Here is a 24,265-nt window from a genome sequence, read left to right on the forward strand (position 1 = left end):
AAACAGCCGTGCCGGGCATTTTCGTGGCGGTCCGAGGCGTGTTCGGGGCGCCTGGCCGCCGCGGAAGGGGGCGGCGTGGTGGACGCCGGCGCGATAATGGGACTTCCCAACCACGACACGGAGCCCCGCCATGAGCCAGAGCGCCCACACCCGCCACGATCCCGCGCGCCGCATCAGCGCCCCGCGTGGCACGGCGCTCAACTGCCGCTCGTGGTTGAGCGAAGCCCCGTACCGGATGATCCAGAACAACCTCGACGCCGAGGTCGCCGAGCGCCCCGAGGACCTCGTGGTCTACGGCGGCATCGGCCGCGCCGCCCGCGACTGGGAAAGCTACGACGCCATCCTCGCGTCGCTGGAGACGCTGGGCGACGACGAGACCCTGCTGGTGCAGTCGGGCAAGCCGGTGGGCATCTTCCCCACCCATGCCGACGCCCCGCGCGTGTTGATCGCCAACTCGAACCTCGTGCCGGCGTGGGCGAACTGGGAGCACTTCAACGAACTCGATCGCAAGGGCCTGATGATGTACGGCCAGATGACCGCCGGCTCGTGGATCTACATCGGCTCGCAGGGCATCGTCCAGGGCACCTACGAAACCTTCGTCGAGATGGGGCGCCAGCATTACGGCGGCGACCTCGCCGGCAAGTGGATCCTGACCGCCGGCCTGGGCGGAATGGGCGGCGCGCAGCCGCTGGCGGCCTCGCTGGCCGGCGCCTGCAGCCTGAACATCGAGTGCCAGCAGAGCCGCATCGACATGCGCCTGCGCACGCGCTACGTCGACGAACAGGCCAACGACCTCGACGACGCGCTCGCGCGCATCGGCAAGTACACCGCGGCCGGCGAGGCGAAATCGATCGCGCTGCTGGGCAATGCCGCCGAGATCCTGCCGCGGCTGGTCGAACGCGGCATCCGGCCCGACGCGGTGACCGACCAGACAAGCGCGCACGACCCGGTGCACGGCTACCTGCCGGCCGGGTGGACGGTCGGGCAGTGGGAACGCATGCAGAAGGAGGACCCCACGCGCGTGCGCGATGCCGCCAAACAGTCGATGCGCGTGCACGTGGAGGCCATGCTCGCCTTCGCCGCGCAGGGCGTTCCGACCTTCGACTACGGCAACAACATCCGCCAGATGGCGAAGGACGAAGGCTGCGCGAACGCCTTCGACTTCCCCGGCTTCGTCCCGGCCTACGTGCGCCCGCTGTTCTGCCGCGGCATCGGCCCGTTCCGATGGGTCGCGCTCTCGGGCGACCCGGAGGACATCTACAGGACCGACGCCAAGGTCAAGGAGCTCATCCCCGATGACGCGCACCTGCATCGCTGGCTCGACATGGCGCGCGAACGCATCAGCTTCCAGGGACTGCCGGCGCGCATCTGCTGGGTCGGCCTGGGCCTGCGCCACAAGCTGGGGCTGGCCTTCAACGAGATGGTGCGCAACGGCGAGTTGAAGGCGCCGGTGGTGATCGGCCGCGACCACCTCGACAGCGGCTCGGTGGCTTCGCCCAACCGCGAGACCGAGGCGATGCGCGATGGCAGCGACGCAGTCTCCGACTGGCCGCTGCTCAACGCCATGCTCAACGTCGCCGGCGGCGCGACCTGGGTCTCGCTGCACCACGGTGGCGGCGTGGGCATGGGTTACAGCCAGCACAGTGGCGTGGTCATCGTCTGCGACGGCAGCGAAGCCGCCGATGCGCGCATCGCGCGCGTCCTGTGGAACGACCCCGCGACCGGCGTGATGCGCCATGCCGACGCCGGCTACGAGATCGCCCGCGACTGCGCGCGCGAGCAGGGCCTGAAGCTGCCGATGGCGTAAGCCACGCGGCGGCCCATGCCGGCGCCGCGTGGAATGCGATGGCGCTCAGGGTTCGGCTGTCGCGACCGGCACCGTCGTGGCCTCGCCACCGTCGGCGGGCGAGGCGAGCAGCCCGCCGGCCTCGCCGGGCCGGAACACCACCCCGAAGGCGCGCCAGTGCAGGCCGCCTTCCGCGATCGGGGTGAGGTGGAAGGACCAGTAGGCCGGCTGCCCGGGCATGGTCAGCGTCATGCCGCCGCGGTCGCGGACCTCGGCGATGGCGATGGTGCCGAAGTCGGGATGCACGTAGCGGCCCGCCAGCGCGCGATGCGACGCGGTGAGCGGTACCGCCGCCGGGCGTGCCGGAGACGGCGCCGGGGGCGCCGGTCCCAGCAGGCCGCGCAGCGTCTTGCCCATTCGCAGTACCGGGTAGTCGAACAGATTGCCGGCGAAGGCCACCGACAGGTCCGTGTCGCGCCAGGCGATGGCATTGGCCGAGTAGCCGGGCAGCGTGCCCTGGACCGACACGTAGTCGCCGTTGTCGTCGTGGCCGGTGTCGATCGATCCCAGGGGGTCTTCGTCGACGAAGAGTTCCGGATAGGCGCCATCGGCCAGCGTGCGTGCCCAGCGCGCCAGGTCGGGGGCGGTGGTCACCAGGCCGGAACTGCCGATCTCCAGCGGCGCCGGCACCGGGGTCATGACGCCCTCAGGCTCCGGCCCGGCGGTGTAGGGCAGGGCGCCGCCGGGAACCTGGTCCGCCGTCTGCAGCGCGACCTGGCTGTCGTCCATCCCGGCCGGGCGCAGGACGCGTTCCCGGGCGACCTCGGCGAACGGTCGGCCGCTCGCGCGCGCCACCACCTCGGCCAGCAGGGCATAGCCAACGTTCGAATAGCGCTCCTTGCCGGGCGTTTGCAGGCGATCGGGGTGCGCCGCCAGCCAGGCCGCCACGTCCGCCTCGCCGATGGGGAAGTCGTCGGGCAGGTCGCGCGGCAGTCCCGCGCTGTGGTGCAGCACGGCGCGCAGGCTCATCCCCGGCCGGTCGGCCAGGGCCGGCAGCCAGCGGCCGACGGGCTGGTCCAGCGATACCGTGCCCGCGCGTTCGAGCTGGACGAGGGTCGCGGCCACCACGCCCTTGGTGACCGAAGCGGCGCTGTAGCGCGTGGCGAGCGTGTGCGCCTTGCGCGCAGGCCAGTCGGCGTAGCCGTAATGGCGGACCAGGACCGGACGGTCGCCGCGCATGACCACCAAGGTCCCCGAGAGGTCCGCATGCGCGGCCAGCGGCGCGAAGTAGGCGTCGACGCGCCCGGCCATTGCCGGATCCTCCGCGAGCCTCGCCATCGCGGGCGATGGCGAGGCTCGGGGCGGCGTGCCCGCGCAGGCGCTGGCGAGCAGGACGACGAAGCCCGCCAGGAGCATCGGGGGCGTCCATCGGGGGATTGGGCCACGCATACGCATCATCCATCCTCAACTGTGTTGGTGATATATCACACTATCAAACAAACACACTGGATTGGAAGCGATGCGGCGTTGCAAACGGCTTCCTGGTCCCGGGGTGTCCATCTGCCGCTTGCACGCAACGCCGGGTTGGAGTAAATAGTTAATAAATTAATTAACTATTGTGTCCCGATGTCCATCGACCGTGTCTTCGAAGCCCTGGCGTCCACGCCGCGCCGCAAGATCCTCGCCTACCTCAACGAGGGCGAGATGACGGCCGGCGAGATCGGCGAACGCTTCGATTTCAGCAAGCCGGCGCTGTCGGGCCACCTGCGCGTGCTCGAAGAAGCCGGGCTCATCGTCCGCGAGCGCCGCGGCCAGTTCGTGTACTTCCGCCAGCAACCCGACCGCCTGGCCAACACCCTGTTCGCGTGGGCATCCGAGGTCTGCCCGGTGGCCGGGCCGCTCAAGCGCGAGAGCCAGGGCCGCGCGCGAAGCCTTCGCGCATCGGCGGCGGAAGCGGGTGCACGCGACGATGACTGACACCGCGAACGGCAAGGAGACAGTGATGGAACACACGATCCAGCGCACGGACAGCTTTCCCTCGGTCAGCCTGCGCCACCATGATGGTGGGCTGCCGGTCGAGGTGACCCTGGTCGGGCAGCTCGGCCCCGGCAGCGGCGATCGCCTGATCGCCTCGGTCGGGGCCCGGCAGTCACGGCATCCGCGCCATGTCGATGCGCTCGACGAACCCTCCGCGCGCCTGGGTGCGATCGACCTGGCCCGGGGCGATGCGACGGCGCTGTACTCGTTCGTGGTCGGGCCGCAGGGCCACCCCTTCCATCGCCACGCCGGCCATCGCGTGTTCACCGCGGTGGTCGGAAGCGGTGGCGCCAGCCTGCGTTTCTCGACCGCTTCGCGCGCGCAGCTCGAACGCGATCCCGATCAGTTCTTCCACGCGCTGCACTGCGTGCACGTGCCGCCCGATGCCCTGGTCACCGTGCGTTTCGGTGGCGATACCTGGCACCAGTTCGCGCCCCTGGGCGAGGATGCGCGCAACCCCGTGCTGATGGCCCTGTCCTGCCACACCAACGAACTCGGCGGCATGCTCGATCCCGGGCTCCGCGCACAGGTCGAGGCCGGCGAGGGCGACATACCCACGCTGACGGAACTGCTTCCCCCGTCGCTGGCCGAACGCGTCCCGCGTGCGCTACGCGCCGGTCGCGTGCCGGTGACGTCGTTGTCCTTCAAGGCGCCGGTGTCCAGCCTGTCCTGGCGCGTGTGCATGCACCTGCGCTCGGTGGCCGGTGCGGTCCTGGGCCGTTGGCGACACTGGCGCGCGCCCGTCGGTTTCCTGACGCATCGGCACGTGCGCTACCCGGTAAAGGCACGCGCGACGGTGCCCCCCGACACCCTGCTTGCCGGCGTATTGCCGGGACCGGGCGTGCACGAGGACTGGTTCGAGCTCGGACTGCCGGCCGGCACGCTGGCGCTTTCCCGCGCCACGGACGCCATGGCGGCCGTGCTCGAGGGCTTCCTCGACAACCAGGCGGCCACCGTGTCCGGACTGATGGCCCTGCGCAACGCGCTGGTCAAGCCGTTGGGCCTGCGCACCTCCAGCATCGGCTGTCCCGCCTCGTCACTGCTGGGCAGGCAGGACGGCGCCCGGCTGTTCGCCGCCCGTTTCCCGGTCCTCGACAGTCTGACGAGCGCGGACGGCGCGTGCGTGCAGGTCCTGCTGGGGGCGGACGACCGCCACCTGGCATTCCGCTCCTGCGTCCGCGTGCAACGCCATCCCGACGGACGCGTGGAGGTGGCGCTGGGGACCCGGGTCCGCCCGCTCAACGCCTTCGGTCGCTTCTACATGGCCGCCATCGCGCACGTCCACCGCCACTACATCGCGCCGACCATGCTGCGGTCGGCCGTCGCGCATGCCGTGCGCACGCGCGCCACCCAGCCGCAGCCCGGCCGGGCACCGTTGCCGGGACTGGATGGCAACGTGGCCGATGCGTGGGAAAATGGCTGAGCCGGCGTCGCCCGCCTTGCGGCTTCCCGAGGCGCCGTGCCATCCGCCCTGCTGCCCTCGAACCGACCGCTGTCCGCCATGACGTTCCATAGCGATCCCGATCCCGATCCCGTTGCCGATCCCAGGCCCCTGCCGCCCGAAGAGCCCTTGCCGACCGACTGCTGCGGCAGCGGTTGCCCCGTCTGCGTACTCGATACCTACACCGAGGACCTGCACCGCTACCGGGCCGAACTGGCCGCCTGGCGGGCGCGTCATCCCGGGGCCGACGAGACTCCGCGAACCGACGGCGCCTAGGCCCGCTCGCCCGCCCGTGACGGTCTGGGCTGCAGGGTGACGCGCAGGCGGAGCCCGTCCAAGCGCAGGCGCAGCCCGCGGTGCCGCGCCAGGTAGTGGATACCGACCAGCGCGGCGGCGAAACCCGACGCCGCGCCGATGCCCAGCGACCATCGCGGCCCCCAGGTGTCGGCGACCCAGCCGATGACCGGTGCGCCGACCGGCGTGCCGCCCAGCGCGATCGCCATCAGGATCGCCATCACCCGGCCCCGCATCGCAGGGTCGGTGGACAGCTGCACCGCGCTGTTGACCGACGTGGTGAAGGTCTGCGCGGAAAGGCCGACCAGGACGAGGGTCAGGCCGAACAGCCACTGGCTCGGCATCACCGCCGCCAGGCAGAAGCCGAGCCCGAACACCGCGGCGCCGCCGAGCAGCGCAGTCACCGTCGGCCGCGCGCGCCCGGCCGCAAGCAGCGCGCCGGCCACCGAGCCGATCGCCAGCATCGAGGTCAGGAAACCGTACTGGCCGGCGTCGCCATGGAACACCGTCACCGCCATCGTCGAGATGTAGATCGCGAAGTTCAGGCCGAAGGTGCCGATCAGGAACAGCATCAGGAACATCGCTTTCAGGTCCGGGCGACCCCAGACATAGCCGAATCCATCGGCCAGGCCGATGCGGCCGTCGGCCGGGCGCATCCGTGCCTGCAGCGCGTCCAGCCGCAGCAGGCCGAGCGAGGCGATGACGGCCGCATAGGTCGCTGCGTTGATGAGGAACACCCAGCCGGCGCCGATGTGGGCGATCAGCACGCCCGCCACCGCCGGTCCGATCATCCGGGCGGCATTGAAGGAGGTCGAGTTGAGCGCCACCGCGTTCGACAGGTCGTCCTCGTCGACCAGGTCGGAGACGAAGGTCTGGCGGGCCGGTGCGTCGAACGCGGTCACCGCGCCCAGGGCCAGGGCGAAGCCGTAGACGTGCCAGAGCTGGACGTGGCCGAGGATGCACAGCAGGCCCAGGCCCAGCGCCAGCGCCCCCATGCCGGCCTGGGTGGCGATGAGCAGCTTGCGGCGGTCGAACCGGTCCGCCGCGTAGCCCGTCAACGGCAACAGCAGCACGCGCGGGCCGAACTGCAGCGCGGTGACGATGCCCACCGCGGTGGCGTTGTGGTCGGTGAGCTCGGTGAGGACGATCCAGTCCTGCGCGATGCGCTGCATCCAGGTGCCGATGTTGGACACGATCGCGCCGAGCGCCCAGGCGCGGTAGTTGCGGTTGCGCAGGGAGCGGAACGTACCCCTCCTCATCGGGCGCACCCGCGCACGATGGCAGTGCGGCATGGAGGCGGGCGGTCGCCGGGCATCGGCAGGGCGGGCGTCGGTCGTGCGGGCATGGCGGAAGTGTAGGCGCTCGCGGTGCAAGGCCATGCGAGGACGCGCACCGTCCCGTTGGCGGTCGCACGGCGGCGGGCGTCGCGCGACAATGGCCGGCCATCGCCGCCCGAAGCCCCGCACATGCCCGCACCCTGCACGCAATGCCAATCGGAGTACACCTACGAAGACGGGCACCTGATCGTCTGCCCGGAGTGCGGGCACGAGCAGGCCCGGGATGCCGAGCCCGCGGCCGCGGATGCCGGTCCCGGGGTTCGCGATGCCCATGGCACGCCGCTCAGCGATGGCGACACGGTCACCGTGGTCAAGGACCTGAAGGTCAAGGGCTCGTCGGCGGTGGTCAAGGTGGGGACCAAGGTGCGCAACATCCGCCTGGTCGACGGCGACCATGACATCGATTGCAAGATCGAGGGCATCGGCGCGATGAAGCTCAAGTCGATGTTCGTCAGGAAAGCCTGATGCCGGCCGCGCCGCGCTTCAGCCGGCGATGGTCGTGCACAGGGCCCGCTTGCGGGCCGGGGACAGCTTCTTGATGGCGTGTTCGGCGCGGCTGGCCGATGCGCGGTCGGGATGCCCGAAACTGCCCAGCAGGCGCTCCGGTGGCCAGGCGCGGGTGAAGCGCGCGCCCTTGCCGGCCGCGTGCTCGGCATAGCGGCGCGCGACGTCGGTGGCGATGCCGGTGTAGATCCGGCCGCCACGGCATTCGATCAGGTAGACGTACCAGGGCGCCATGGCGGCAGTGTACCGGCGACGACTGACCGCGCCCGCGTCGTGCGGCACACTGGGGGGCCGCCGACCCGGTCGCGACCCATGCCGCACGCGCTCGACAATCCCGTCTGGGCTTCACTGGCCAGCCTGCATGCCGGCCTGGCGCGTCGCGGCGCGGGCCTGGCGGCCTACCCGGCGGCGATCGCTCCGTTCGCGGCGGTCGAGTCCCCCGACACCGATGCGACCGGCCTGGAGGCGCTGGTCGACCCAGGCCAGTCCGTCCTCTTCGTGGGGCCGGCGCCGACGCTGCCCCCGCAATGGACGTCGACGCCGCCAGTGGCGATCGCGCAGATGACGCTCGAGCATCCGCTGGACATGCCGCCAGGTCCCGAAGTGAGGGCCCTGGGCACGGCCGATGGTGCGGACGTCCTTGAGCTCGTCGCGCGCGTCTACCCGCATTACTTCCGTCCGCGCACGATGGACATGGGGCGCTACTTCGGCATTCGCGTCGATGGCGTCCTGGCGGCGATCGCCGGCGAGCGCATGGGCTTCCCCGGCCACCGCGAGCTGAGCGCCATCTGCACCGACCCGGGGTTCCTCGGTCGTGGCCTGGCGCGGCGCCTCATGGCCCACCTGGCCAACGACATCCTTGCGCGCGGCGATCGCCCTTTCCTGCACGTGAGCCATGCCAACCTCCGCGCGAAGGCCCTCTACGAGTCCCTCGGCTTCGGCCACCGTTGCGACGTGCAACTGCTCCAGGCCCGCCGCCGCGAGCCGGGCTGATAGCCTGAGCGCCCGTCCCGGACCGGTCCCCGCATGCCATCGAACCGTATTTGCCCGCCCCGCGCCCTTCGCGCCCTCGCGTGGGTGGCGCTCGCGCTGTCGCTTGCCGCGTGCGCCTCGCGCGCCCCCTCCAGGGACGGCTGGCGCCCGCCCGCCGAGGTGCGCGCCGAGATCGCCCGGCGCATGCCGGCCGGTGTCGCCGACCGTGAGGGCTGGGCGGCCGACATCCAGGTCGCCTTCGCGGCGCAGGGCCTCATACCGGACGCGGAGAACCTGTGCGCGGTGCTGGCCGTGACCCAGCAGGAGTCGAGCTTCCAGGCCAACCCGCCGGTGCCCGGACTGGCGCGCATCGCGCGCGGCGAGATCGATCGCCGTGCCGCGGACGCGCATGTCCCCGGCTTCCTCGTCGATGCGGCACTGAAGGTGACGTCCGGCGACGGGCGTAGCTACGCCGAGCGCCTGGCCGCGGTACGCACCGAGCAGGAACTCAATGCGATCTTCGAGGACTTCACCGGGCGCGTGCCGATGGGCGAGCGACTCCTTGGCGGTTTCAATCCGGTCCGCACCGGCGGGCCCATGCAGGTCGGCATCGCCTTCGCCGAAGCGCATGCCGAGGGCTACCCCTGGCCGCTGCAGGGGAGCATCCGCGACGAGGTGTTCACCCGCCGCGGCGGCATGTACTTCGGTATCGCCCACCTGCTGGGCTATCCCACCCGCTACACGCGGCCGCTGTATCGCTTCGCCGATTTCAATGCCGGCTGGCATGCCAGTCGCAACGCCGCGTTCCAGGCCGCGGTCACCGAGGCGACCGGCATCGACCTGGCGCTCGACGGCGACCTCCTGCGGCCGGGTGCGCCCCTGGACGCGCCCGGCAGCACCGAGCGCGCGGTGCGCACGCTGGGCCCGCGACTGGGCCTGGACGATCGCGCCATCAGGCGCGCGCTCGAACGCGGGGACCGCCTCGATTTCGAGGACGAAGCGCTGTACCGCGGGATCTTCGCGCTCGCCGAACAGGCGCGGGGCGGGCCGCTGCCACGCGCCGTGCTGCCGGGCATCAAGCTCGAGAGCCCCAAGATCACGCGCGACCTGACCACCGCCTGGTTCGCCAACCGGGTCGACACCCGCTGGCGGCAATGCATGGCCCGCTGAGCGGGCTCGCCAAACGCCGCAGTCGATGCTCCAATGGGGCATCGATCCACCGGCTGTCCCCTGCATGTCCCTGAAAGCCCCGCCGCGTCGCCATCTCTGGGTGTGGTTCCTGTGGCTGGCGCTGTTCTATGGCACCTGGGCGTGGCTGGTCTTCGGCCGCGGGCTCTGGTCCGAGGCGGTGGCCCACTGGCCCATGGCGCTGTCGATGGCCTTCGGCAGCTATATCGCCGGTTCCACGCCGATGGGCGGGGGCACCGTCGGCTTCCCGATCCTGGTGTTGCTGTTCGAGCTCCCCGCGACGCTGGGGCGCGACTTCAGTTTCGCTGTCCAGGCGATTGGCATGACCAGCGCGAGCATCTTCATCCTCGCCCGCCGGCAGCCCCTGGCCTGGGCGATGCTCAAGGGCGCCATGCTCGGCACCGTGGCCGGGCTGCCGTTCGGCATCTTCCTCGTCGCTCCGCACGTGCCCGAGCTGTGGATCAAGCTCGTCTTCGCGGTGGTCTGGGCGAGCTTCGGCCTGTTGCATCTCTACCGGATCCGCGAGATCGCCGGACACAGCGGCATGACCGACTTCGACGAGCGTTGGGACTTCAAGGTCGGCGCGGTGATTGGCGTGCTGGCGGCGGCGACCGTCGCATCGGTGACCGGGGTCGGCATCGACATGGTGCTGTACGCCGCACTCGTGTTGCTGTGCCGCGCCGACCTCAAGATCGCGATCCCCACCTCGGTGGTGATCATGGCGTTCACTTCGGTACTGGGCATCGGCATCAAGCTCGCCTTCACCGGCGTGCAGCCGGGCGTCTTCGGCAACTGGCTGGCGGCCGCGCCGGTGGTGGCGCTGGGCGCGCCGCTGGGCGCGCTGGTGGTGGGCATGATCGGACGCCGGCCGACCCTGGTGTTCGTCGCCTTCCTGTGCGTGGCCCAGTTCGCCTGGACCTGCCACAACCAGTGGGCCGCGATGGGTTGGACCGGCCTGGCCATCGCGCTGGCCGGGGTGGCGCTGTTCCTGTACGGATTCGAACGTCTCCGTCGCTGGGGCGCGGTGCTCGCGGGCGACGCCGGGACCCGGTCGACGCGTGGCGATGCGCGCGAGAGGGTTCCGTTGCCGGCGACGATGGCCGTTCCGGAGGCTGGGCGTCGCGGGTCAGCGTGACCGTGGCCTGCTTCGTCGAAGACCGATCCTGCGACCCGATCGCCGTGGCCACTACAATGCAGGGCGAGACGTCCGCCATCCGGTAGTGCCATGCGAAATCCCCTCCAGGAACAGTTGCTCAAGGCCGGCCTGGCCAAGAAGAGCCAGGTGGCCAAGGCCGTGCGCGAGCAGCAGAAGCAGCGCCAGGGCAAGGCGCCGGCGGGCGAGGACGTCGACCGCGTCGACGCGCGGCGCCTGCAGGCCGAGCGTGCCGAGCGCGACCGGCAGCTGGCGGCCGAGCGCAACGTACAGGCGCGCGAGCGCGAACTGCGCGCCCAGGTCGCGCAGATCGTTGACGCCCACCAGGTGAAGGCCGGGGGCGAGATCGCCTATGCCTTCGAGGACGGCGGGGCTATCCGCCGCGTGTACGTGGACGTCGACCAGCGCGCCCTGCTGGCCCGCGGCGCCCTGGTGGTCGTGCGACAGGGCGACGCGCATGCGCTGCTGCCGCGCGCGGCGGCCGAGCGGATCCGCGAGCGCGATCCGTCGGCGATCGTGCTCGACCATGGCGGCGAACCCGCGCCTGCCGCGGACGACGAAGACGACTACTACAGCCGTTTCCCGGTGCCCGACGACCTGGTCTGGTAGGGCGCCACGCGCGCCCGGCGGCTAGAGCCGGTTGACCCGGAAACGCCGTCCCTTGATCTTCCCCGCGCGCAGGCGCTCGAGTGCGACGGCCGCCTGGGGCCGGGCGATCGCGACGTAGCTGCGGGTGGCGTAGACGTCGATCTTGCCGATGGCGTCCTTGTGGAGGCCGGCCTCGCCGGTCAGGGCGCCGACGATGTCGCCGGGGCGGAGCTTGTCGCTGCGGCCGGCATCGATGCGCAGAGTGGCCATCGTGGCCGCCGGCACCTTGCCCGGCTTGCCCGCCAGCGGTTGCACGCGCTCCCATCGCAGCGGCTGGCCCTGGTCTTCCTCGATCCGCAGGGCGCGCTCGCGCTCGCGCGGGGTACACAGGCTCAGGGCCAGGCCCTTGCGCCCCGCGCGGCCGGTACGGCCGACTCGGTGGCGGTAGGTATCGACGTCGGTGGGCAGTTCGTAGTTGACGACCGCCGAGAGGTCGTCGACGTCCAGGCCGCGCGCGGCGACGTCGCTTGCGACCAGCACGCTGCAGCTGCGGTTGGCGAATCGCACCAGCACCTCGTCGCGGTCGCGCTGTTCCATGTCGCCGTGCAGGGCGAGCGCGCTGAAGCCGTAATGCGCAAGCGACCCGACGACCTCCTCGGTGTCGCGGCGCATGTTGCAGAAGACCACGCAGGACTCCGGGCGGTAGGCCAGCAGCAGGGCCGCCAGCAGCGGCGCCTTGCGACCGGGCTCGACCTCGAAGAAGTGCGCCTCGATATCGGGTGCCTGGCCCGCGCCCTCAACGCTGACCTGCAGCGGATCGCGCAGCATCGCGGTGCCGAGCTCGCGGATGGCCTCGGGGAAGGTCGCCGAGAACAGCAGGACCTGGCGATCGGGAGGCGTGCGCTTGACGATGTCGCGGATCGCCTCCTCGAAGCCCATGTCCAGCATGCGGTCGGCCTCGTCGAGTACCAGCGTGCGGACGCCCCCCAGGTGCAGCGCCTTCTTCTTCGCCAGTTCCTGGATGCGCCCCGGCGTGCCGACCACGACCTGCGGATCGTGCGCCGACAGCGAAGCGAGCTGGGGGCCCAGCGGAATCCCGCCACAAAGCACCGACACCTTCAGGTTGGGGACGCCCACGGCCAGGCGACGCAGCTGCTTGCCGACCTGGTCGGCCAGTTCGCGCGTCGGGCAAAGCACCAGCGCCTGCGTGCGGGTGCTGGCCGGATCGAGACGGTGCAGCAGGCCGAGCCCGAACGCGGCCGTCTTGCCGCTGCCGGTGGGCGCCTGCGCGATTACGTCGCGGCCTTCCAGGATGGCCGGCAGGGACTGGACCTGCACCGGCGTCATCGCGGAGAAGCCCATGGCATCGACGCCCTGCAGCAGGGCCGGGGATAGCGGCAAGGCCGCGAATGGGGGGGTGGCATCCATGCGACATGATCGCAGGTTCGCCGCGACGGTGGCTGAAGCCCGCGCTTTGACGCAGGTTCGACGGTGGCCGGGCTAGCGTGGGGCTCCGCCAAACCGGGAGCCCGAGGTGATCGAAATCCTGCAGGTCGCGCCGCACGTGGCCGCCTTCCACTTCACCGGCCAGTTGACCGGCGAGGACTACGACACCTGCATCGGCGAAGTGGAGACGAAACTCTCGCTCAACCCGCGCATCGGCATCTTCGCCGACCTCACGGGCCTGACCGGCATGAGCGCCGAGGCCATGGCCAAGGACGTCCGCTACGGCCTGGGCAAGCTGGGTGAACTGAAGCGCTTCGCACGCTCGGCCGTGGTCACCGAGCGCGAATGGCTGGCACGGGTCTCGAGCTTCACCGGCAAGCTGGTCCCGGGCATCGATCTGGAGACCTTCGAGCCAGGCCAGCGCGGGGCGGCCATGGCCTGGGTGTCGCGGCCGATCGACCCGCACTGAACGCCGCGCGGCTGCGCGGCGTCACCAGCTCGTGCGGTGCGGCAACAGCGCCTGCAGTTCGGCGTCGGTGAGGTTGCGCCATTGCCCGGGCTTGAGGTGGGCCAGCTTGACGTTGCCGATGCGCACGCGCACCAGCTGCTTCACCCGGAAACCGAAGTGCGCGGCCATCAGCCGGATCTGCCGGTTCAGGCCCTGCACCAGGATGATGCGGAAGCCGAACCGCGCCAGCCGGCTGGTCCGGCAGGGCAGGGTGGTCTGGCCATGGATGGGAACGCCGCGGGCCATTCCGCGCAGGAAATCGTCGGTCACGGCGTGGTTCACCGCGACCAGGTACTCCTTTTCCAGCTTGTTCTCGGCGCGGAGGATCTCGTTGACGATGTCGCCGTTGCTGGTCAGCAGGATCAGGCCCTCGGAGTCCTTGTCGAGGCGGCCGATCGGAAAGATGCGGCGGTCGTGGCCGACGAAGTCGACGATGTTGCCCTTCACCCCGGCTTCGGTGGTGCAGGTGACGCCGACCGGCTTGTTCAGCGCTATGTAGACGTGCTGCCGCTTGCCCTTGGCCGCCGCACGCGTGGGCAGGGCCTGTCCGTCGACCAGGACCTTGTCGCCTTCCCCGACCTCGCTGCCGATGCGGGCGCGGATGCCGTTGACGCTGACCTTGCCGGCGGCGATGAGGCGATCGGCTTCCCGCCGGGAGCAGAGGCCGGAGTCGCTGATGTGCTTGTTCAGGCGCATGGAGGGGTGCGCGAACGCGCGGGCGGGGGCTGGGCGCGCATGCTGTCACACCTTGGGCCGGCGCGCACGCCGGCCCCGGCCGGGGCGATGGGCGGCAGTTCCATCGCCTGCACGCGAAGCGACGTATCCTCGGGGGTCCCTCCCGAATCCTGGTGCAGCATGAAGCATGCCCGTTACACCCAGCGCGGCCCGGTGCCGCAGGATGTCATCGAAGCGGTCGAATTCGGCCTGCCGGCCCTGGCCCCCGGCCAGGCCCTGGTGGAGGTGCTCGCCGCGCCCATCAATCCCTCCGACGTCCTGACCCTGACGGGCGAATACGGCTCGCTGCCGCCGCTGCCGGCGGTGGGCGGCAACGAAGGCGTGGGTCGCGTCGCCGCGGTGGCGGAGGACGTTGCCGGGCTCAGCCCCGGGCAGACCGTGCTGCTGCCGGTCGGCTGCGGGACCTGGACCACGCACCTGGTGGCCGAGGCCAGGGCGCTGGTGCCGCTGCCGGAAGGCGCCGACCCGCAGCAGCTGGCGATGCTGACGGTCAATCCGCCGACGGCGCGGCTGCTGCTCAGCGACATCGTCGACCTGCAGCCGGGCGACTGGGTCATCCAGAACGCGGCCAATTCGGCCGTTGGCGGCTATCTCGTGCAGCTTGCCCGCGCGCGCGGGCTGCGCACGGTCAACGTGGTCCGTCGCCAGGGTGCCGTCGCCGATGTCGAGGCACTGGAAGCGAACGTGGTGCTGGTGGACGGCGATGACCTCGCCGCCCGGGTCGCGGAGGCGACCGGCGGCGCCAGGGTGAAGCTGGGCATCGATGCGGTCGGCGGCATGGCGACCGAGCGCATGGCGCAGGCCCTCGCGCCGGGCGCCACCCTGGTCAACTACGGCGCGATGGGCGGCGAGCCCTGCGCGATCTCGCCCGGATCGCTGATCTTCCGCGGGATCACCCTGCGCGGTTTCTGGCTGGCGCACTGGTTCAAGGTCACCGACGCGGCCACCCGCAACGCCCTGTTCGCCGAGCTGGTCGGCCTCATCGCCAGCGGCCAGCTCAAGGCGCGCGTGCAGGAGACCTACGGCATCGACCAGGTCAAGGACGCCGTCGCGGCGGCCGCGGCGGGCGAGCGCTCGGGCAAGGTGATGATCCTGCCCAATGGTTGAGTCGCCGGCACCGGCGCCAGCGGGGAAGGTGTCTGCCCTTCGCCCGCCCGCGCCATCGACATTGGGCGGCGCTAGGCCTTCACCAGGCTCTTGAAGCCGCCCCAGAACATCCGCTTGCCGTCGAACGGCACGCTCTTCATGTCCATTCCGGCGAGCCGCGGATCGGCCATGACCTGCTTGTTGACCTTGTCGCGCTGGGCGCGCGACTTGTAGACGATGTAGGCGAACACGACCACCTCGTCGTCCTTGAGCTTGACGCTGCGCGGGAACGAGGTGGACTTGCCTACCGGGACGTCGTCCGCCACGGCCTCGTGGTAGGCCAGTGCGCCGTATTCCATCCAGATCCTGCAGGCCTTGCGGGCCAGCTTGCGGTAATCATCGAGCCGGTCGCGCGGGACCGGCAGTACGAAGCCATCGACGTAGCTCATGCGACCTCCTTGCGGTGGGGCGGGTGGTGCGGGGCCGTCCTCAGGACGGCGTGCATCGCGAGGCGCGTTCCAGCAGCAGGGTGCGCTCGCGCTCGTTGCGGGTCAGGGTCGCCGCGCGCCGGAATTCCTCGCGCGCTTCGGCATGCCGTCCAAGGAGGAACAGCAGGTCGCCGCGGACGCTGGGCAGCAGGTGGTAGTGCTTGAGCGCAGGCGCGCCGGCGATGGTTTCGGCATGCGCCAGGCCGGCCTCGGGTCCGGCATGCATGGCGATCGCGACGGCGCGGTTGAGTTCGACGACCGGCGAGGGCACCTGGCGGGCGAGGTCGGCGTACAGGGCCGCGATGGCGCCCCAGTCGGTGTCCTGGGCGGTGACCGCGCGGGCATGGCAGGCGGCGATCGCCGCCTGCAGCGCGTAGGGGCCGCGCTCGATCCCCCGCGCCGTGGCGATCCGCTCGGCCTGTTCCAGCGCGGCCAGCCCGCGCCGCACCAGCAGGCGGTCCCAGCGGCTGCGGTCCTGTTCCAGCAACAGCACGGGACTGCCATCGGCGGCGGTGCGCGCGTGGCTGCGCGAGGCCTGGATCTCCATCAGCGCGACTAGCCCGTGTACTTCGTCCTCGGCGGGCATCAGCCCCACCAGGATGCGGCCCAGGCGCAGGGCCTCCTCGCACAGCGCCGGTCGCAGCCAGTCGTCGCCGGCGGTCGCGGAGTAGCCCTCGTTGAAGATCAGGTAGATGACCTCCAGCACGGACGCCAGGCGCTGCTGCAGGGCCTGGCCGCGCGGCACCTCGAACGCCACGTCGGCTTCGGCGAGACTGCGCTTGGCGCGGACGATGCGCTGGGCGATGGTCGGCTCCTGGGCGAGGAACGCGCGCGCGATCTCGGCCGTGCTCAGGCCGCCAAGCAAGCGCAGGGTCAGCGCGACGCGTGCCTCCGGCGACAGCAGGGGGTGGCAGGCGACGAAGACCAGTCGCAGCAGGTCGTCGCCGATCGGGTCGTCCAGTCCCGCCTGTTCCGCGTCGAAGCGTTCCTGCTGCACGTCCTCGAGTTCGTGCGCGATCTGCACGTGCTTGAGCTCGGCCATCTGTCCGTGGCGGATGCGGTCGATCGCCTTGCGCCGGGCGGTGGTCATCAGCCACGCGCCGGGCTTGTCGGGGATGCCGTCGGCCGGCCATTTCTCGAGCGCCGAGATGAGCGCGTCCTGGGCGATGTCCTCGGCCAGGCCGATGTCGCGCAGCATGCGGGCCAGCGTGGCGATCACGCGGGCCGACTCCATGCGCCAGATGGCATCGATGCGGCGGTTGAATTCATGGTCCGTCATGATCGCCGCATCAGAGCATCCGGCCGCAGGCGGTGCAAGTGCCGGTTCATGCCTGCGGCGGCGGTCCATCCATGTGGAACAGCTCCCACATGTGCCCGTCGAGGTCCTCGTATCCGTGCTGGTACATGAAACCGTGGTCGACCGCGTCGACGGGCGTGCGCGCGCCGGCCGCGACCGCGCGGGCGACCATCGCGTCGACCGCCTCGCGGCCGTCCAGCGACAACGCCAGCAGCACCTCGGTGGCGGCATGCGCATCGCTGACGGGCTTGGGCGTGAAGGTCGCGAAGAACGGCTCCACGAGCAGCATCACCAGGATGTTGTCGTCGACGATCATGCAGGTCGCGTTCTCGTTGGTGTAGGTGGCGTCGAAGGCGTAGCCCAGCGCGGTGTAGAAGGCGACGCTGCGCTGGAGGTCCTTGACCGGGAGGTTGATGAAGATCTTCGATGCCATGTGGCGTTTCCTGTGTTTGGGGGTGGGGAAGGGGATTCAGGCGTGGCCGTGCGGAGGGCAGTCTTCGCCGGCCTTGAGGTGGTTGACCATCCAGGGCTTGCCGAAGCGGTCCACGAGCATGCCCCAGCGATGCGCCCAGGGGGTTTCCTGCAGCGGCATGCGGATGTCGGCACCGACCGAAAGCGCGGCCCAGATGCGCTCGGCGTCCGCGGTGCTGTCGACGCTGATGTTGATCGCGGTGCCTTCGTCGCCGCTGCGCGACGCGGGCGGGCCGTCGGCGCCCATGATCACGGCGTCGCCAGCGACCAGGCAGCTGTGCATGACGAGGCCGGCGGAACCCGGTGGCATCCGCTCGCACACCGGCGACTCGCCATAGGTCGTGCGCCCCACTACTTGGCCACCCAGGGCAAGCGCGTAGAAGTCGAAGGCTTCGCGGCACTTGCCGCCGAAATCGCTCATGTAGGGAATGAACTGCATGACGGGTCTCCGTGCCGCGCGCCGGGCGCGTGCGTCAGTTGCGCGCCAGCTGCTCGCGCAGGCGGTCTTCCTGCTCGCGCAGTTCGGGGGTCATGGCCTCGCCGAAATCGTCGGCTTCGAACACCGGGCGGATCTCGATCGTCGAATCGCCCGGCATCGGGTTCGGGCAGCGCTTGACCCATTCGATCGCCTCGTCCATCGAACGTACCTGCCACAGCCAGAACCCGGCGACGAGTTCCTTGGTCTCGGCGAAAGGCCCGTCGGTGACATGGCGCTCCTTGCCGGAGAACTCGACGCGTGCGCCGCGCGAGGACGGATGCAGGCCTTCGCCCGCGAGCATGATCCCGGCGCGGACCAGTTCCTCGTTGTAGCGGCCCATGTCGGCCAGGAGCTGTTCGCTGGGCATGACCCCGGCTTCGGAGTCGGCAGTGGCCTTGACGATGACGACGACGCGCATGGGTGTTCTCCTTGATGGATGCGGGGGCGGTATCCCCCGCCTGCACCCTGTCGACGGACCAGACCCCGGGGATTCGACATGCAGGCGGAAATTTCCCGCCCGCCACCCGCGTCTCTCCAGATTCGTCATCCCAGCGGAAGCCGGGATCCCGCCCGCCATCCGCGCCTCCCCAGATTCGTCATCCCAGCGAACGCTGGGATCCAGCTCTCGCGCCGGGTCCCACGGACGGGCGAGCCGCCTTCGTGGCCATGGCCCCTCCAGGAGCAAAGGCGGGATCCCGGCTGGAAGCATGCTGGTACGACGTGGGCAGGAGACATCCGCGCGCTTCGTCTCGTCAGCGCGCTCCACCCGGGTCTTTCATCAAGACGGGAACGCACCGGGATGACGCCAGGATGCGGCCAGGATCCCGGCGGTCCAGCGTTCAGGGCCCGGGCACCCCGGAGTCACGCCGCTGCGGGCAGGCATTCACCTTGTGTTGAACACACCGGCGCCGCATCCCCCTAGACTGGAATCGCGGTCCCGGCATGACCGCGCTCCCACTTTTCCCGATGGTCTGCATGCGCCCGATCCCGACGTACACGCTCCTGCTGACGACCTGCCTTTTGGCCGCGGCCTGCACCCCGGAAGCCCCGGTGGAAGGCCCCCGGACGGTCGCCGACGCGCAGGCGCCGGTCGTGCCGACGGACGCCGGGCAGGTGCTGGCCCGCCGCAAGAGCGACTTCGGCGCGACCGTGGTGGAGATGCCCGAAGCCGAGCCCGCGCCGCCGGCCGCCTATGACGAAGCGCCCTCGGAGATCGACTGGACGCCCATGCCGGTGACGGCAGGCAAGGCCTCGATCAGCTGCGATCGCGACTACACCGAGGGCGGCGACGGCGTGCCGCTGTCGTCCCTGGGTTTCTCGCACGTCTGGAAGACCATGTCGCCTTGCCAGAAGACCGACATGGTGCGGCTGCGCTACGACGGCAAGGTCGACGCCGGCTTCACCGCCCTGGTCCAGCGCGTGGCCGACATGGCGGACACCCTCGGGATCGAATCGCGCATCCTCGACATCGACTCCAGCGGGGGGCAGGTCGAGGAGGGCATCAAGGCCGGCGACGCCATGGCCGAGTCGGGATGGATGGTCTGGGTCCGCGAGGACTCGGTCTGCCACAGTTCCTGCGTGCTGATCCTCGCCGCCGGCGACACCCGCCTGGTATCGGGACCGGTCGGCATCCATCGCATGCTGCGGATCGGCTCCAAGGCCACCTCGCGCGCCGAACTCAACCAGGAGCTGCGCGAGGTGCACGGGCAGATGAGCCAGTACCTGCAGCGCAACGGCGCGGCGATCGCGATCGCCGACCTGATGATGACCGTACCCAACCGCAGCCTGCGCCTGCTGACCGCCGAGGAGCTGGCGCGCTTCGGCCTGTCCGGGCGCAATGCCGCCGAGGACGACCTGGACCGGATCCGCCTGGGGCGCAAGTGCGGCGAGGCCTTCGTGCGGCGCAAGGATGCCTTCTTCCGCGATTACGACATGCTGTGCACCACCGAGGGAGAACAGGTCGCCGACATGGGCCAGTGCGGACTGGACCTGAAGAAGCGCTACGGCTTCCCCGACTCCAGCTGTCCGAAGGAATCGCCGTTCTCCGAGTACGACTGAACCGCGGTCGCGTCCTCGCGAGCGGCTGGTGCCCGCGCCCGGTTCCGGGGTAGGGTGCCGGTCCCGAAAAACGGACGCCGCGGACTTCGTCGATGATCATTCCCCAGTACTGGGCCGAGGCCCGCCTGCGCGAAGGCACCCGTCGCAAGCCGGTCACGGTGCGTCGCTTCGGTTGGTCCGACGACAGCCTCGAGGCCGCGCAGGCGCACGCCGATGCCCGCGCGCGCGAAGCGATGGACCGCATCCACGCAGGCGAAGCGCTGCGCCGCATCGAACCCAAGGTCGCCTACAACGGCGCCGAAGGCGTGCCGATCCGCGAGGAAATCGTGCTGCGCGACGGCGACAGCGTCGTCTCGCGCAATGGCTACGGCGCGCTGTGCCTCAACACGCCGGACGTGCTGTTCGCCGACATCGATTTTCCCGCGCGCGCAAGCCGTCGCCTGTGGTGGAGCCTGTTCGCGACCCTGGCCCTGGCCGGCATCGTGGGAGTGGCGGCGAAGGGGTCGACCGGCTGGATACTGGTCGCCCTGCTCGCTTCGCTGGTGGCCACGGCGGGCCTGGCCGATCCGTTCCATCGCGCCTGGCAGGCGCTGCGCGGCGGGGCCGAGAAGGCCGCACTGGGTCGCGTCCGCCGCTTCGTCGCCACGCATCCGGAATGGCACCTGCGCGCGTATCGCACGCCCGCGGGTTTGCGCGTGCTGGCCATGCACCGGCGCTTCGCCCCGGATGCACCCGAAGTCTCGGCGTTGTTCGAGGCCCTGGGCACCGATCCCCTGTACGTGCGGATGTGCCAGCGCCAGCACTGTTTCCGTGCCCGGGTGAGCCCCAAGCCCTGGCGCATCGGCATCGACCGCCACCTGCGCCCACGCCCCGGCGTGTGGCCGGTGGCCGCCGACCGCCTGCCCGAACGCGAGGCCTGGGTGGCGGCGTACGAAAAAGCCGCGCGCCACCATGCCGCCTGCCGTTTCGTGGAAGCCATCGGCAGCGCGACGGTCGATCCCGGTGCGGAATCCGTGCGCGCCCTGCACGACCGGCTGGCGCGCGCCGACGCGGGCCTGGCCATCGCCTGAGCACGGGCCGGGCGCCGCGCGCGTCAAGCCCCGGTGGCGAGCACCTCGATCTCCACGCCTTCCAGCGCCACGCGCTGGCCCGGCCGGATCTTGCAGGTCTTGCGCAGTTCCACCTGGCCATCGACGCTGACCGCGCCACTGGCGACGATCGCCTTGCCCATGCCGCCGCTGTCGCACAGGCCGGCGAGCTTCAGCAACTGGTTGAGTTCGACGTGGTCGCGGTCGGGTTCGAGTTCGAAGCGGATGCGTTGCATGGCAGGCCGGTGGAAAAGGTCAGAGACGATCGTACAGCCGGTAGATCCAGCTGAGTTCGTACAGCAGGGCGCCGGCGACGAACGCGCGGTGGAAGACCTGCGAGCGCGTACGCGTCGCCACCAGGCACAGCACGATGAAGGTCGCGTTGCGCAGCAGGTACTCGGTGCCCAGGTTGCCCAGGTATTCACGGCCCTTGATCAACGTGTCGCCCAGGTCGACCACGTACGACAGCGCCATCAGGCCGAAGAACCAGCGCCGCCGGGACATGAAGTAGTCGCGGTAGCCGGCGTACTCGCGCAGGTCGTCGGGAAACAGCAGCGTGCACAACAGGTAGAACAGCACCGTGTAGCCGACCAGGAACCCGTACATCACGAACGTCCAGTCGCTGACCTTCACCAGCGCATATTCCCACCACCAGAAGTGCACCAGCAGGACGAACATCGTCACTGCCCAGCCGATGTGCACCCAGTACACGCGTTGGCGGTCCGGGTGCTGGACGAACTGGGCCAGGCCCTTGAGCAGGGTGGTGATGGCCAGGCCCAGCACCATGCCCATCAGGATGCGGATGTGCGGGAACTGGTCCATGGCCGTCGGGGCGACCTGAGCGGGCTCAGCGCTGGTTGGCGCTGAAGCGTCCGGGGCCGAGCAGGGCCAGGGCGACCGCGGCGGCGAGGAACATGGCCTGGAGCTCCAGCGCCCAGCCGCCCTGGCCGTTGAGGTCGTCGAGCTGGCCCATGTGCACCAGGACGATGGCGAAGACCATGTTGAGCGCCACCAGCACCGCGCCGATGCGCGCGTGATAGCCGATCACCAGCATCAGCGGCGCCAGCACTTCGCCCACCAGCACGCCATAGGCGAGGAAGCCCGGCAGGCCGTGCGATTCGACCAGTCCGACGATCCCGCCCATGCCGCCCTTGAGCTTGGCCACGCCGTGCAGCAGCACCAGCAGGCCGAGGGTGACGCGCAACACCAGCTTGCCGATGTCGTGTTGGGTGGCGGGATTCATGCGGAGTCCTGGGGCGAAGGGGCGATCGTCCAAGGATAGCGGCGTCGCGCCGGCAGCGGGAGGGATCAGTCGGTGATGTCCTTGGCCTCGCCGACCGCCAGCGCCTCGGGCTGGTTGACCCGGCGCGGCCGGTGCAGCAGCGGGTAGGCCAGCACCACCAGCAGGATGATCGCCACGCCCAGGTAGAAGCGTGGCGAGAGCTCGTGCTGCTCGTCCAGCAGCACGATCGCCAGCACGATCGCGTAGACCGGCTCCAGGTTCACCGCCAGTTGCGCGGCGAACGCGCTCATGTGGCGCAGGGCCACCAGCGACAGCGCGAAGGGCAGCAGCGTGCAGGCCAGCGACAGCGTCAGCAGCAACAGGCCGTCGTGCAGGCTGGGGACGATCAGCAAGGGCCCGGCGAAGGCGGGGAACAGCAAGGGCATGACCGGCGCCAGCACGGTCAACGCCGCGGTGCCCGCGCCCAGTTCCAGCGCGGTGACCGTCAGCGGATCGCCGTGGTCGACCAGGCGCTTGTTGAGCGAGCCGAACAGGGCGACGAAGACCGCGGAGACCGCCCCGACCACGACGCCGATGCGCATGTCGTCGGGCACGCCGTCCACCACCAGGGCCACGCCCGGCAACACCACGATGCCCAGCAGCACCTCGCGCGGGGCGAAGCGGCGACGCGCCAGCCAGGGCTCGATGAGCGCGGTGAACACCGTTGCCAGCGCAATGCACGTCGCCGCCACCGAGGCATTGGCCAGCTTGATCGCGCCATAGAAGGTCAGCCAGTGCAGCGCGACCAGCACGCCCACGCCGGCATATGCCGCGACCAGCCGCGGCGGCATCGCGCGAAGCGAGCGCCACACGCGCGGCAGCAGGGCCAGCGCCAGCGCGACCAGCAGCATCCGCCACCACACCAGCGGCAGCGCCGGCAGCGAGATCAGCTTGCCGATGATCGCCGTGAACCCCCACAGCAGGACGCAGAAATGAATCTGGAGCTGGGCCTTGCGGGTCGGGGACATGGTGGGCGACGTCGGTCGTGGGGCGGCAAGTCTTGCAGATCGGGGCGGGGCAGGCGAGGGGGTCGTCAGGCCTGGTCCTGGCCCAGCAGCCAGTCGACGAATCGCGAGGCCGCCGGCCGCAGCCGCCGGTGCGCGGGATAGACCACGTAGTAGCTCCAGCGCGCCTTGAGCAGGGGGCCAGGCAGGCGGACCAGGCGCCCCGAGTCCAGGTAGGGCTCGGCGATGCGCCGCCTTGCCAGCGCCACGCCCAGGCCATGTGCGGCGGCATTGAGGGCGTCGGAGGTGTCGCTGAAGGTATGGTGCTCGTCGACCGCCGCCCCATGCGTGTCGGTGGCACGGAACCAGTCCATCCAGCCCTGGCGGGAGTGGTCGGCGATCAGCCGGTGGCGCAGCAGGTCGGCCGGGGCGTGGATCTCGTCGAAACCGGGCAGGGACGGCGAGGCCACCGGGAACAGGTCGTCGTCCATCAGCAGGCGTGCGCTCAGGCCCGGCCAGTGGCCCGGTCCGTAGCGGATGCCCAGGTCGGGGCCGCCATCGTCGAAGCGGGTCAAGGCGATCTCGGTGTCCAGGTGCACGCGCAGTTCCGGATGGCGATGGCTGAAATCGGCCAGTCGCGGGATCAGCCAGGTGTAGGACAGCGAGTGCAGCGTGATCACGCGGATCCGCGCCTGCTCGTCGCCCTGGTTGCGCAGCTTGTGGACCACGCCGTCCATGTCGGCCAACGCACTGCCGGCGGCATCGGCGAGCAGGCGGCCCTCGGCCGTCAACGAGACCCCGCGCGCGTGACGCTGGAACAGCGATACGCCCAGTCGCGATTCCAGCTTGCGCACGTGATGGCTGACCGCACTGGAGGTCAGGTGCAGTTCCTCGGCGGCGTGGGTGAAGTTCTGGTGCCGGGCGGCGGATTCGAACACCGCCAGGGCCGGCAACAGTTCGGCGCGCAGGGTCATCGTAGCCTCAAGCCAGTTTTGTGGCTGGTCGGAAAAGTATGCACTTGTTGTGCAGTTGCGTGCTCGCAGAGAATGGACAGCCACGAATCGGACTCGTACCTGCATGGCTT

At 70.5% G+C, this 24,265-nt stretch carries 27 protein-coding genes and 1 pseudogene; 13 read left to right on the forward strand and 15 right to left on the reverse strand.

Annotated features, from left to right (window positions below):
• Positions 1–130 precede the first annotated feature (130 nt).
• On the forward strand, positions 131–1,807 hold the full coding sequence (hutU, locus tag H4F98_RS04060) for a urocanate hydratase (protein WP_182685352.1): 1,677 nt from the start codon (positions 131–133) through the stop codon (positions 1,805–1,807).
• 45 nt (positions 1,808–1,852) lie between these two features.
• On the opposite strand, the gene H4F98_RS04065 is transcribed toward hutU, so the two are convergent.
• On the reverse strand, positions 1,853–3,202 hold the full coding sequence (locus H4F98_RS04065; RefSeq protein WP_182685353.1) for a serine hydrolase domain-containing protein: 1,350 nt from the start codon (positions 3,200–3,202) through the stop codon (positions 1,853–1,855).
• 210 nt (positions 3,203–3,412) lie between these two features.
• On the opposite strand from H4F98_RS04065, the gene H4F98_RS04070 reads away from it, so the two are divergent.
• From H4F98_RS04070 to H4F98_RS04080, 3 genes are all read left to right on the forward strand, one after another.
• Positions 3,413–3,763, forward strand: a complete 351-nt coding sequence (locus H4F98_RS04070) for a metalloregulator ArsR/SmtB family transcription factor (protein WP_182685354.1) — start codon at positions 3,413–3,415, stop codon at positions 3,761–3,763.
• 25 nt (positions 3,764–3,788) lie between these two features.
• Positions 3,789–5,246 carry a DUF2867 domain-containing protein gene (locus tag H4F98_RS04075; protein WP_182685355.1) on the forward strand — a complete coding sequence of 486 codons (1,458 nt, stop codon included), beginning with the start codon at positions 3,789–3,791 and terminating at the stop codon, positions 5,244–5,246.
• A 78-nt stretch (positions 5,247–5,324) separates the two neighbouring features.
• Positions 5,325–5,540 (forward strand): oxidoreductase-like domain-containing protein, encoded by a 216-nt coding sequence (locus H4F98_RS04080; RefSeq protein ID WP_182685356.1) that lies wholly within the window; start codon positions 5,325–5,327, stop codon positions 5,538–5,540.
• Here the strand turns inward: H4F98_RS04080 and H4F98_RS04085 are convergent.
• Complete coding sequence (locus tag H4F98_RS04085; RefSeq protein ID WP_182685357.1) at positions 5,537–6,817, reverse strand: MFS transporter; 1,281 nt, start codon at positions 6,815–6,817, stop codon at positions 5,537–5,539. The genes H4F98_RS04080 and H4F98_RS04085 overlap by 4 nt on opposite strands.
• 207 nt (positions 6,818–7,024) lie before the next feature.
• Between H4F98_RS04085 and H4F98_RS04090 the strand changes: the two genes are divergently transcribed.
• Complete coding sequence (locus tag H4F98_RS04090; protein WP_182685358.1) at positions 7,025–7,360, forward strand: zinc ribbon domain-containing protein YjdM; 336 nt, start codon at positions 7,025–7,027, stop codon at positions 7,358–7,360.
• 18 nt (positions 7,361–7,378) lie between these two features.
• On the opposite strand, the gene H4F98_RS04095 is transcribed toward H4F98_RS04090, so the two are convergent.
• Positions 7,379–7,633: a GIY-YIG nuclease family protein gene (locus tag H4F98_RS04095; RefSeq protein ID WP_182685359.1), complete on the reverse strand. Its 255-nt coding sequence runs from the start codon at positions 7,631–7,633 to the stop codon at positions 7,379–7,381.
• 78 nt (positions 7,634–7,711) lie between these two features.
• Between H4F98_RS04095 and H4F98_RS04100 the strand changes: the two genes are divergently transcribed.
• From H4F98_RS04100 to H4F98_RS04115, 4 genes are all read left to right on the forward strand, one after another.
• Positions 7,712–8,392, forward strand: coding sequence for a GNAT family N-acetyltransferase (locus H4F98_RS04100; RefSeq protein WP_182685360.1), 681 nt, complete (start codon positions 7,712–7,714; stop codon positions 8,390–8,392).
• Positions 8,393–8,425: 33 nt separating this feature from the next.
• Positions 8,426–9,541 carry a DUF1615 domain-containing protein gene (locus tag H4F98_RS04105; RefSeq protein WP_182685361.1) on the forward strand — a complete coding sequence of 372 codons (1,116 nt, stop codon included), beginning with the start codon at positions 8,426–8,428 and terminating at the stop codon, positions 9,539–9,541.
• 64 nt (positions 9,542–9,605) lie between these two features.
• Positions 9,606–10,694, forward strand: coding sequence for a sulfite exporter TauE/SafE family protein (locus H4F98_RS04110; protein ID WP_182685362.1), 1,089 nt, complete (start codon positions 9,606–9,608; stop codon positions 10,692–10,694).
• Between the two features lie 90 nt (positions 10,695–10,784).
• Positions 10,785–11,321 carry a DUF2058 domain-containing protein gene (locus H4F98_RS04115; protein ID WP_182685363.1) on the forward strand — a complete coding sequence of 179 codons (537 nt, stop codon included), beginning with the start codon at positions 10,785–10,787 and terminating at the stop codon, positions 11,319–11,321.
• Between the two features lie 21 nt (positions 11,322–11,342).
• On the opposite strand, the gene dbpA is transcribed toward H4F98_RS04115, so the two are convergent.
• A complete protein-coding gene (dbpA, locus tag H4F98_RS04120; RefSeq protein WP_182685364.1) occupies positions 11,343–12,728 on the reverse strand; it encodes an ATP-dependent RNA helicase DbpA in 1,386 nt (461 codons plus the stop codon).
• A gap of 106 nt (positions 12,729–12,834) precedes the next feature.
• Here dbpA and H4F98_RS04125 point away from each other — a divergent pair, with 106 nt between their 5' ends.
• Positions 12,835–13,215 carry an STAS/SEC14 domain-containing protein gene (locus H4F98_RS04125; RefSeq protein WP_182685365.1) on the forward strand — a complete coding sequence of 127 codons (381 nt, stop codon included), beginning with the start codon at positions 12,835–12,837 and terminating at the stop codon, positions 13,213–13,215.
• A gap of 21 nt (positions 13,216–13,236) precedes the next feature.
• Here H4F98_RS04125 and H4F98_RS04130 read toward each other — a convergent pair whose 3' ends face one another.
• Positions 13,237–13,950 carry a pseudouridine synthase gene (locus H4F98_RS04130; RefSeq protein ID WP_182685366.1) on the reverse strand — a complete coding sequence of 238 codons (714 nt, stop codon included), beginning with the start codon at positions 13,948–13,950 and terminating at the stop codon, positions 13,237–13,239.
• Positions 13,951–14,109: 159 nt separating this feature from the next.
• On the opposite strand from H4F98_RS04130, the gene H4F98_RS04135 reads away from it, so the two are divergent.
• Positions 14,110–15,096, forward strand: a complete 987-nt coding sequence (locus H4F98_RS04135) for a zinc-dependent alcohol dehydrogenase family protein (protein ID WP_182685367.1) — start codon at positions 14,110–14,112, stop codon at positions 15,094–15,096.
• A gap of 71 nt (positions 15,097–15,167) precedes the next feature.
• Here H4F98_RS04135 and H4F98_RS04140 read toward each other — a convergent pair whose 3' ends face one another.
• Genes H4F98_RS04140 through H4F98_RS04160 form a run of 5 tightly spaced genes read right to left on the reverse strand, consistent with a single transcriptional unit; the run spans position 15,168 to position 18,227 of the window.
• The gene (locus tag H4F98_RS04140) at positions 15,168–15,524 is read right to left on the reverse strand and encodes a DUF1428 domain-containing protein (RefSeq protein WP_182685368.1); all 357 of its coding nucleotides are present in this window, start codon (positions 15,522–15,524) and stop codon (positions 15,168–15,170) included.
• Positions 15,525–15,564: 40 nt separating this feature from the next.
• Positions 15,565–16,842 carry an RNA polymerase sigma factor gene (locus H4F98_RS04145; RefSeq protein ID WP_182685369.1) on the reverse strand — a complete coding sequence of 426 codons (1,278 nt, stop codon included), beginning with the start codon at positions 16,840–16,842 and terminating at the stop codon, positions 15,565–15,567.
• 46 nt (positions 16,843–16,888) lie between these two features.
• A complete protein-coding gene (locus H4F98_RS04150) occupies positions 16,889–17,293 on the reverse strand; it encodes a VOC family protein (protein ID WP_182685370.1) in 405 nt (134 codons plus the stop codon).
• 36 nt (positions 17,294–17,329) lie between these two features.
• Positions 17,330–17,770, reverse strand: coding sequence for a VOC family protein (locus tag H4F98_RS04155; protein WP_182685371.1), 441 nt, complete (start codon positions 17,768–17,770; stop codon positions 17,330–17,332).
• 34 nt (positions 17,771–17,804) lie between these two features.
• Positions 17,805–18,227: a YciI family protein gene (locus tag H4F98_RS04160; RefSeq protein WP_182685372.1), complete on the reverse strand. Its 423-nt coding sequence runs from the start codon at positions 18,225–18,227 to the stop codon at positions 17,805–17,807.
• A gap of 557 nt (positions 18,228–18,784) precedes the next feature.
• Between H4F98_RS04160 and H4F98_RS04165 the strand changes: the two genes are divergently transcribed.
• The gene (locus H4F98_RS04165; RefSeq protein WP_182685373.1) at positions 18,785–19,867 is read left to right on the forward strand and encodes a COG3904 family protein; all 1,083 of its coding nucleotides are present in this window, start codon (positions 18,785–18,787) and stop codon (positions 19,865–19,867) included.
• Positions 19,868–19,959: 92 nt separating this feature from the next.
• Entirely contained in the window at positions 19,960–20,937 is a 978-nt protein-coding gene (locus H4F98_RS04170; protein ID WP_182685374.1) for a hypothetical protein, read from the forward strand.
• A 23-nt stretch (positions 20,938–20,960) separates the two neighbouring features.
• Here the strand turns inward: H4F98_RS04170 and H4F98_RS04175 are convergent, their stop codons facing one another.
• The 5 genes and pseudogenes from H4F98_RS04175 to H4F98_RS04195 form a co-directional block, all read right to left on the reverse strand.
• Positions 20,961–21,191, reverse strand: coding sequence for an RNA-binding S4 domain-containing protein (locus tag H4F98_RS04175; protein WP_182685375.1), 231 nt, complete (start codon positions 21,189–21,191; stop codon positions 20,961–20,963).
• Between the two features lie 19 nt (positions 21,192–21,210).
• On the reverse strand, positions 21,211–21,777 hold the full coding sequence (locus tag H4F98_RS04180; protein ID WP_182685376.1) for a hypothetical protein: 567 nt from the start codon (positions 21,775–21,777) through the stop codon (positions 21,211–21,213).
• Positions 21,778–21,802: 25 nt separating this feature from the next.
• A complete protein-coding gene (locus H4F98_RS04185) occupies positions 21,803–22,198 on the reverse strand; it encodes a DoxX family protein (RefSeq protein WP_182685377.1) in 396 nt (131 codons plus the stop codon).
• Positions 22,199–22,263: 65 nt separating this feature from the next.
• On the reverse strand, positions 22,264–23,205 hold the full coding sequence (locus H4F98_RS04190) for a DMT family transporter (protein WP_182685378.1): 942 nt from the start codon (positions 23,203–23,205) through the stop codon (positions 22,264–22,266).
• Positions 23,179–24,155, reverse strand: a pseudogene (locus H4F98_RS04195) (LysR substrate-binding domain-containing protein); the annotation flags it as partial. The gene H4F98_RS04190 and the pseudogene H4F98_RS04195, both read right to left, overlap by 27 nt.
• Positions 24,156–24,265 lie beyond the last annotated feature (110 nt).

The sequence above is a fragment of the Marilutibacter spongiae genome, assembly GCF_014145325.1.
Lineage (GTDB): Bacteria > Pseudomonadota > Gammaproteobacteria > Xanthomonadales > Xanthomonadaceae > Marilutibacter > Marilutibacter spongiae.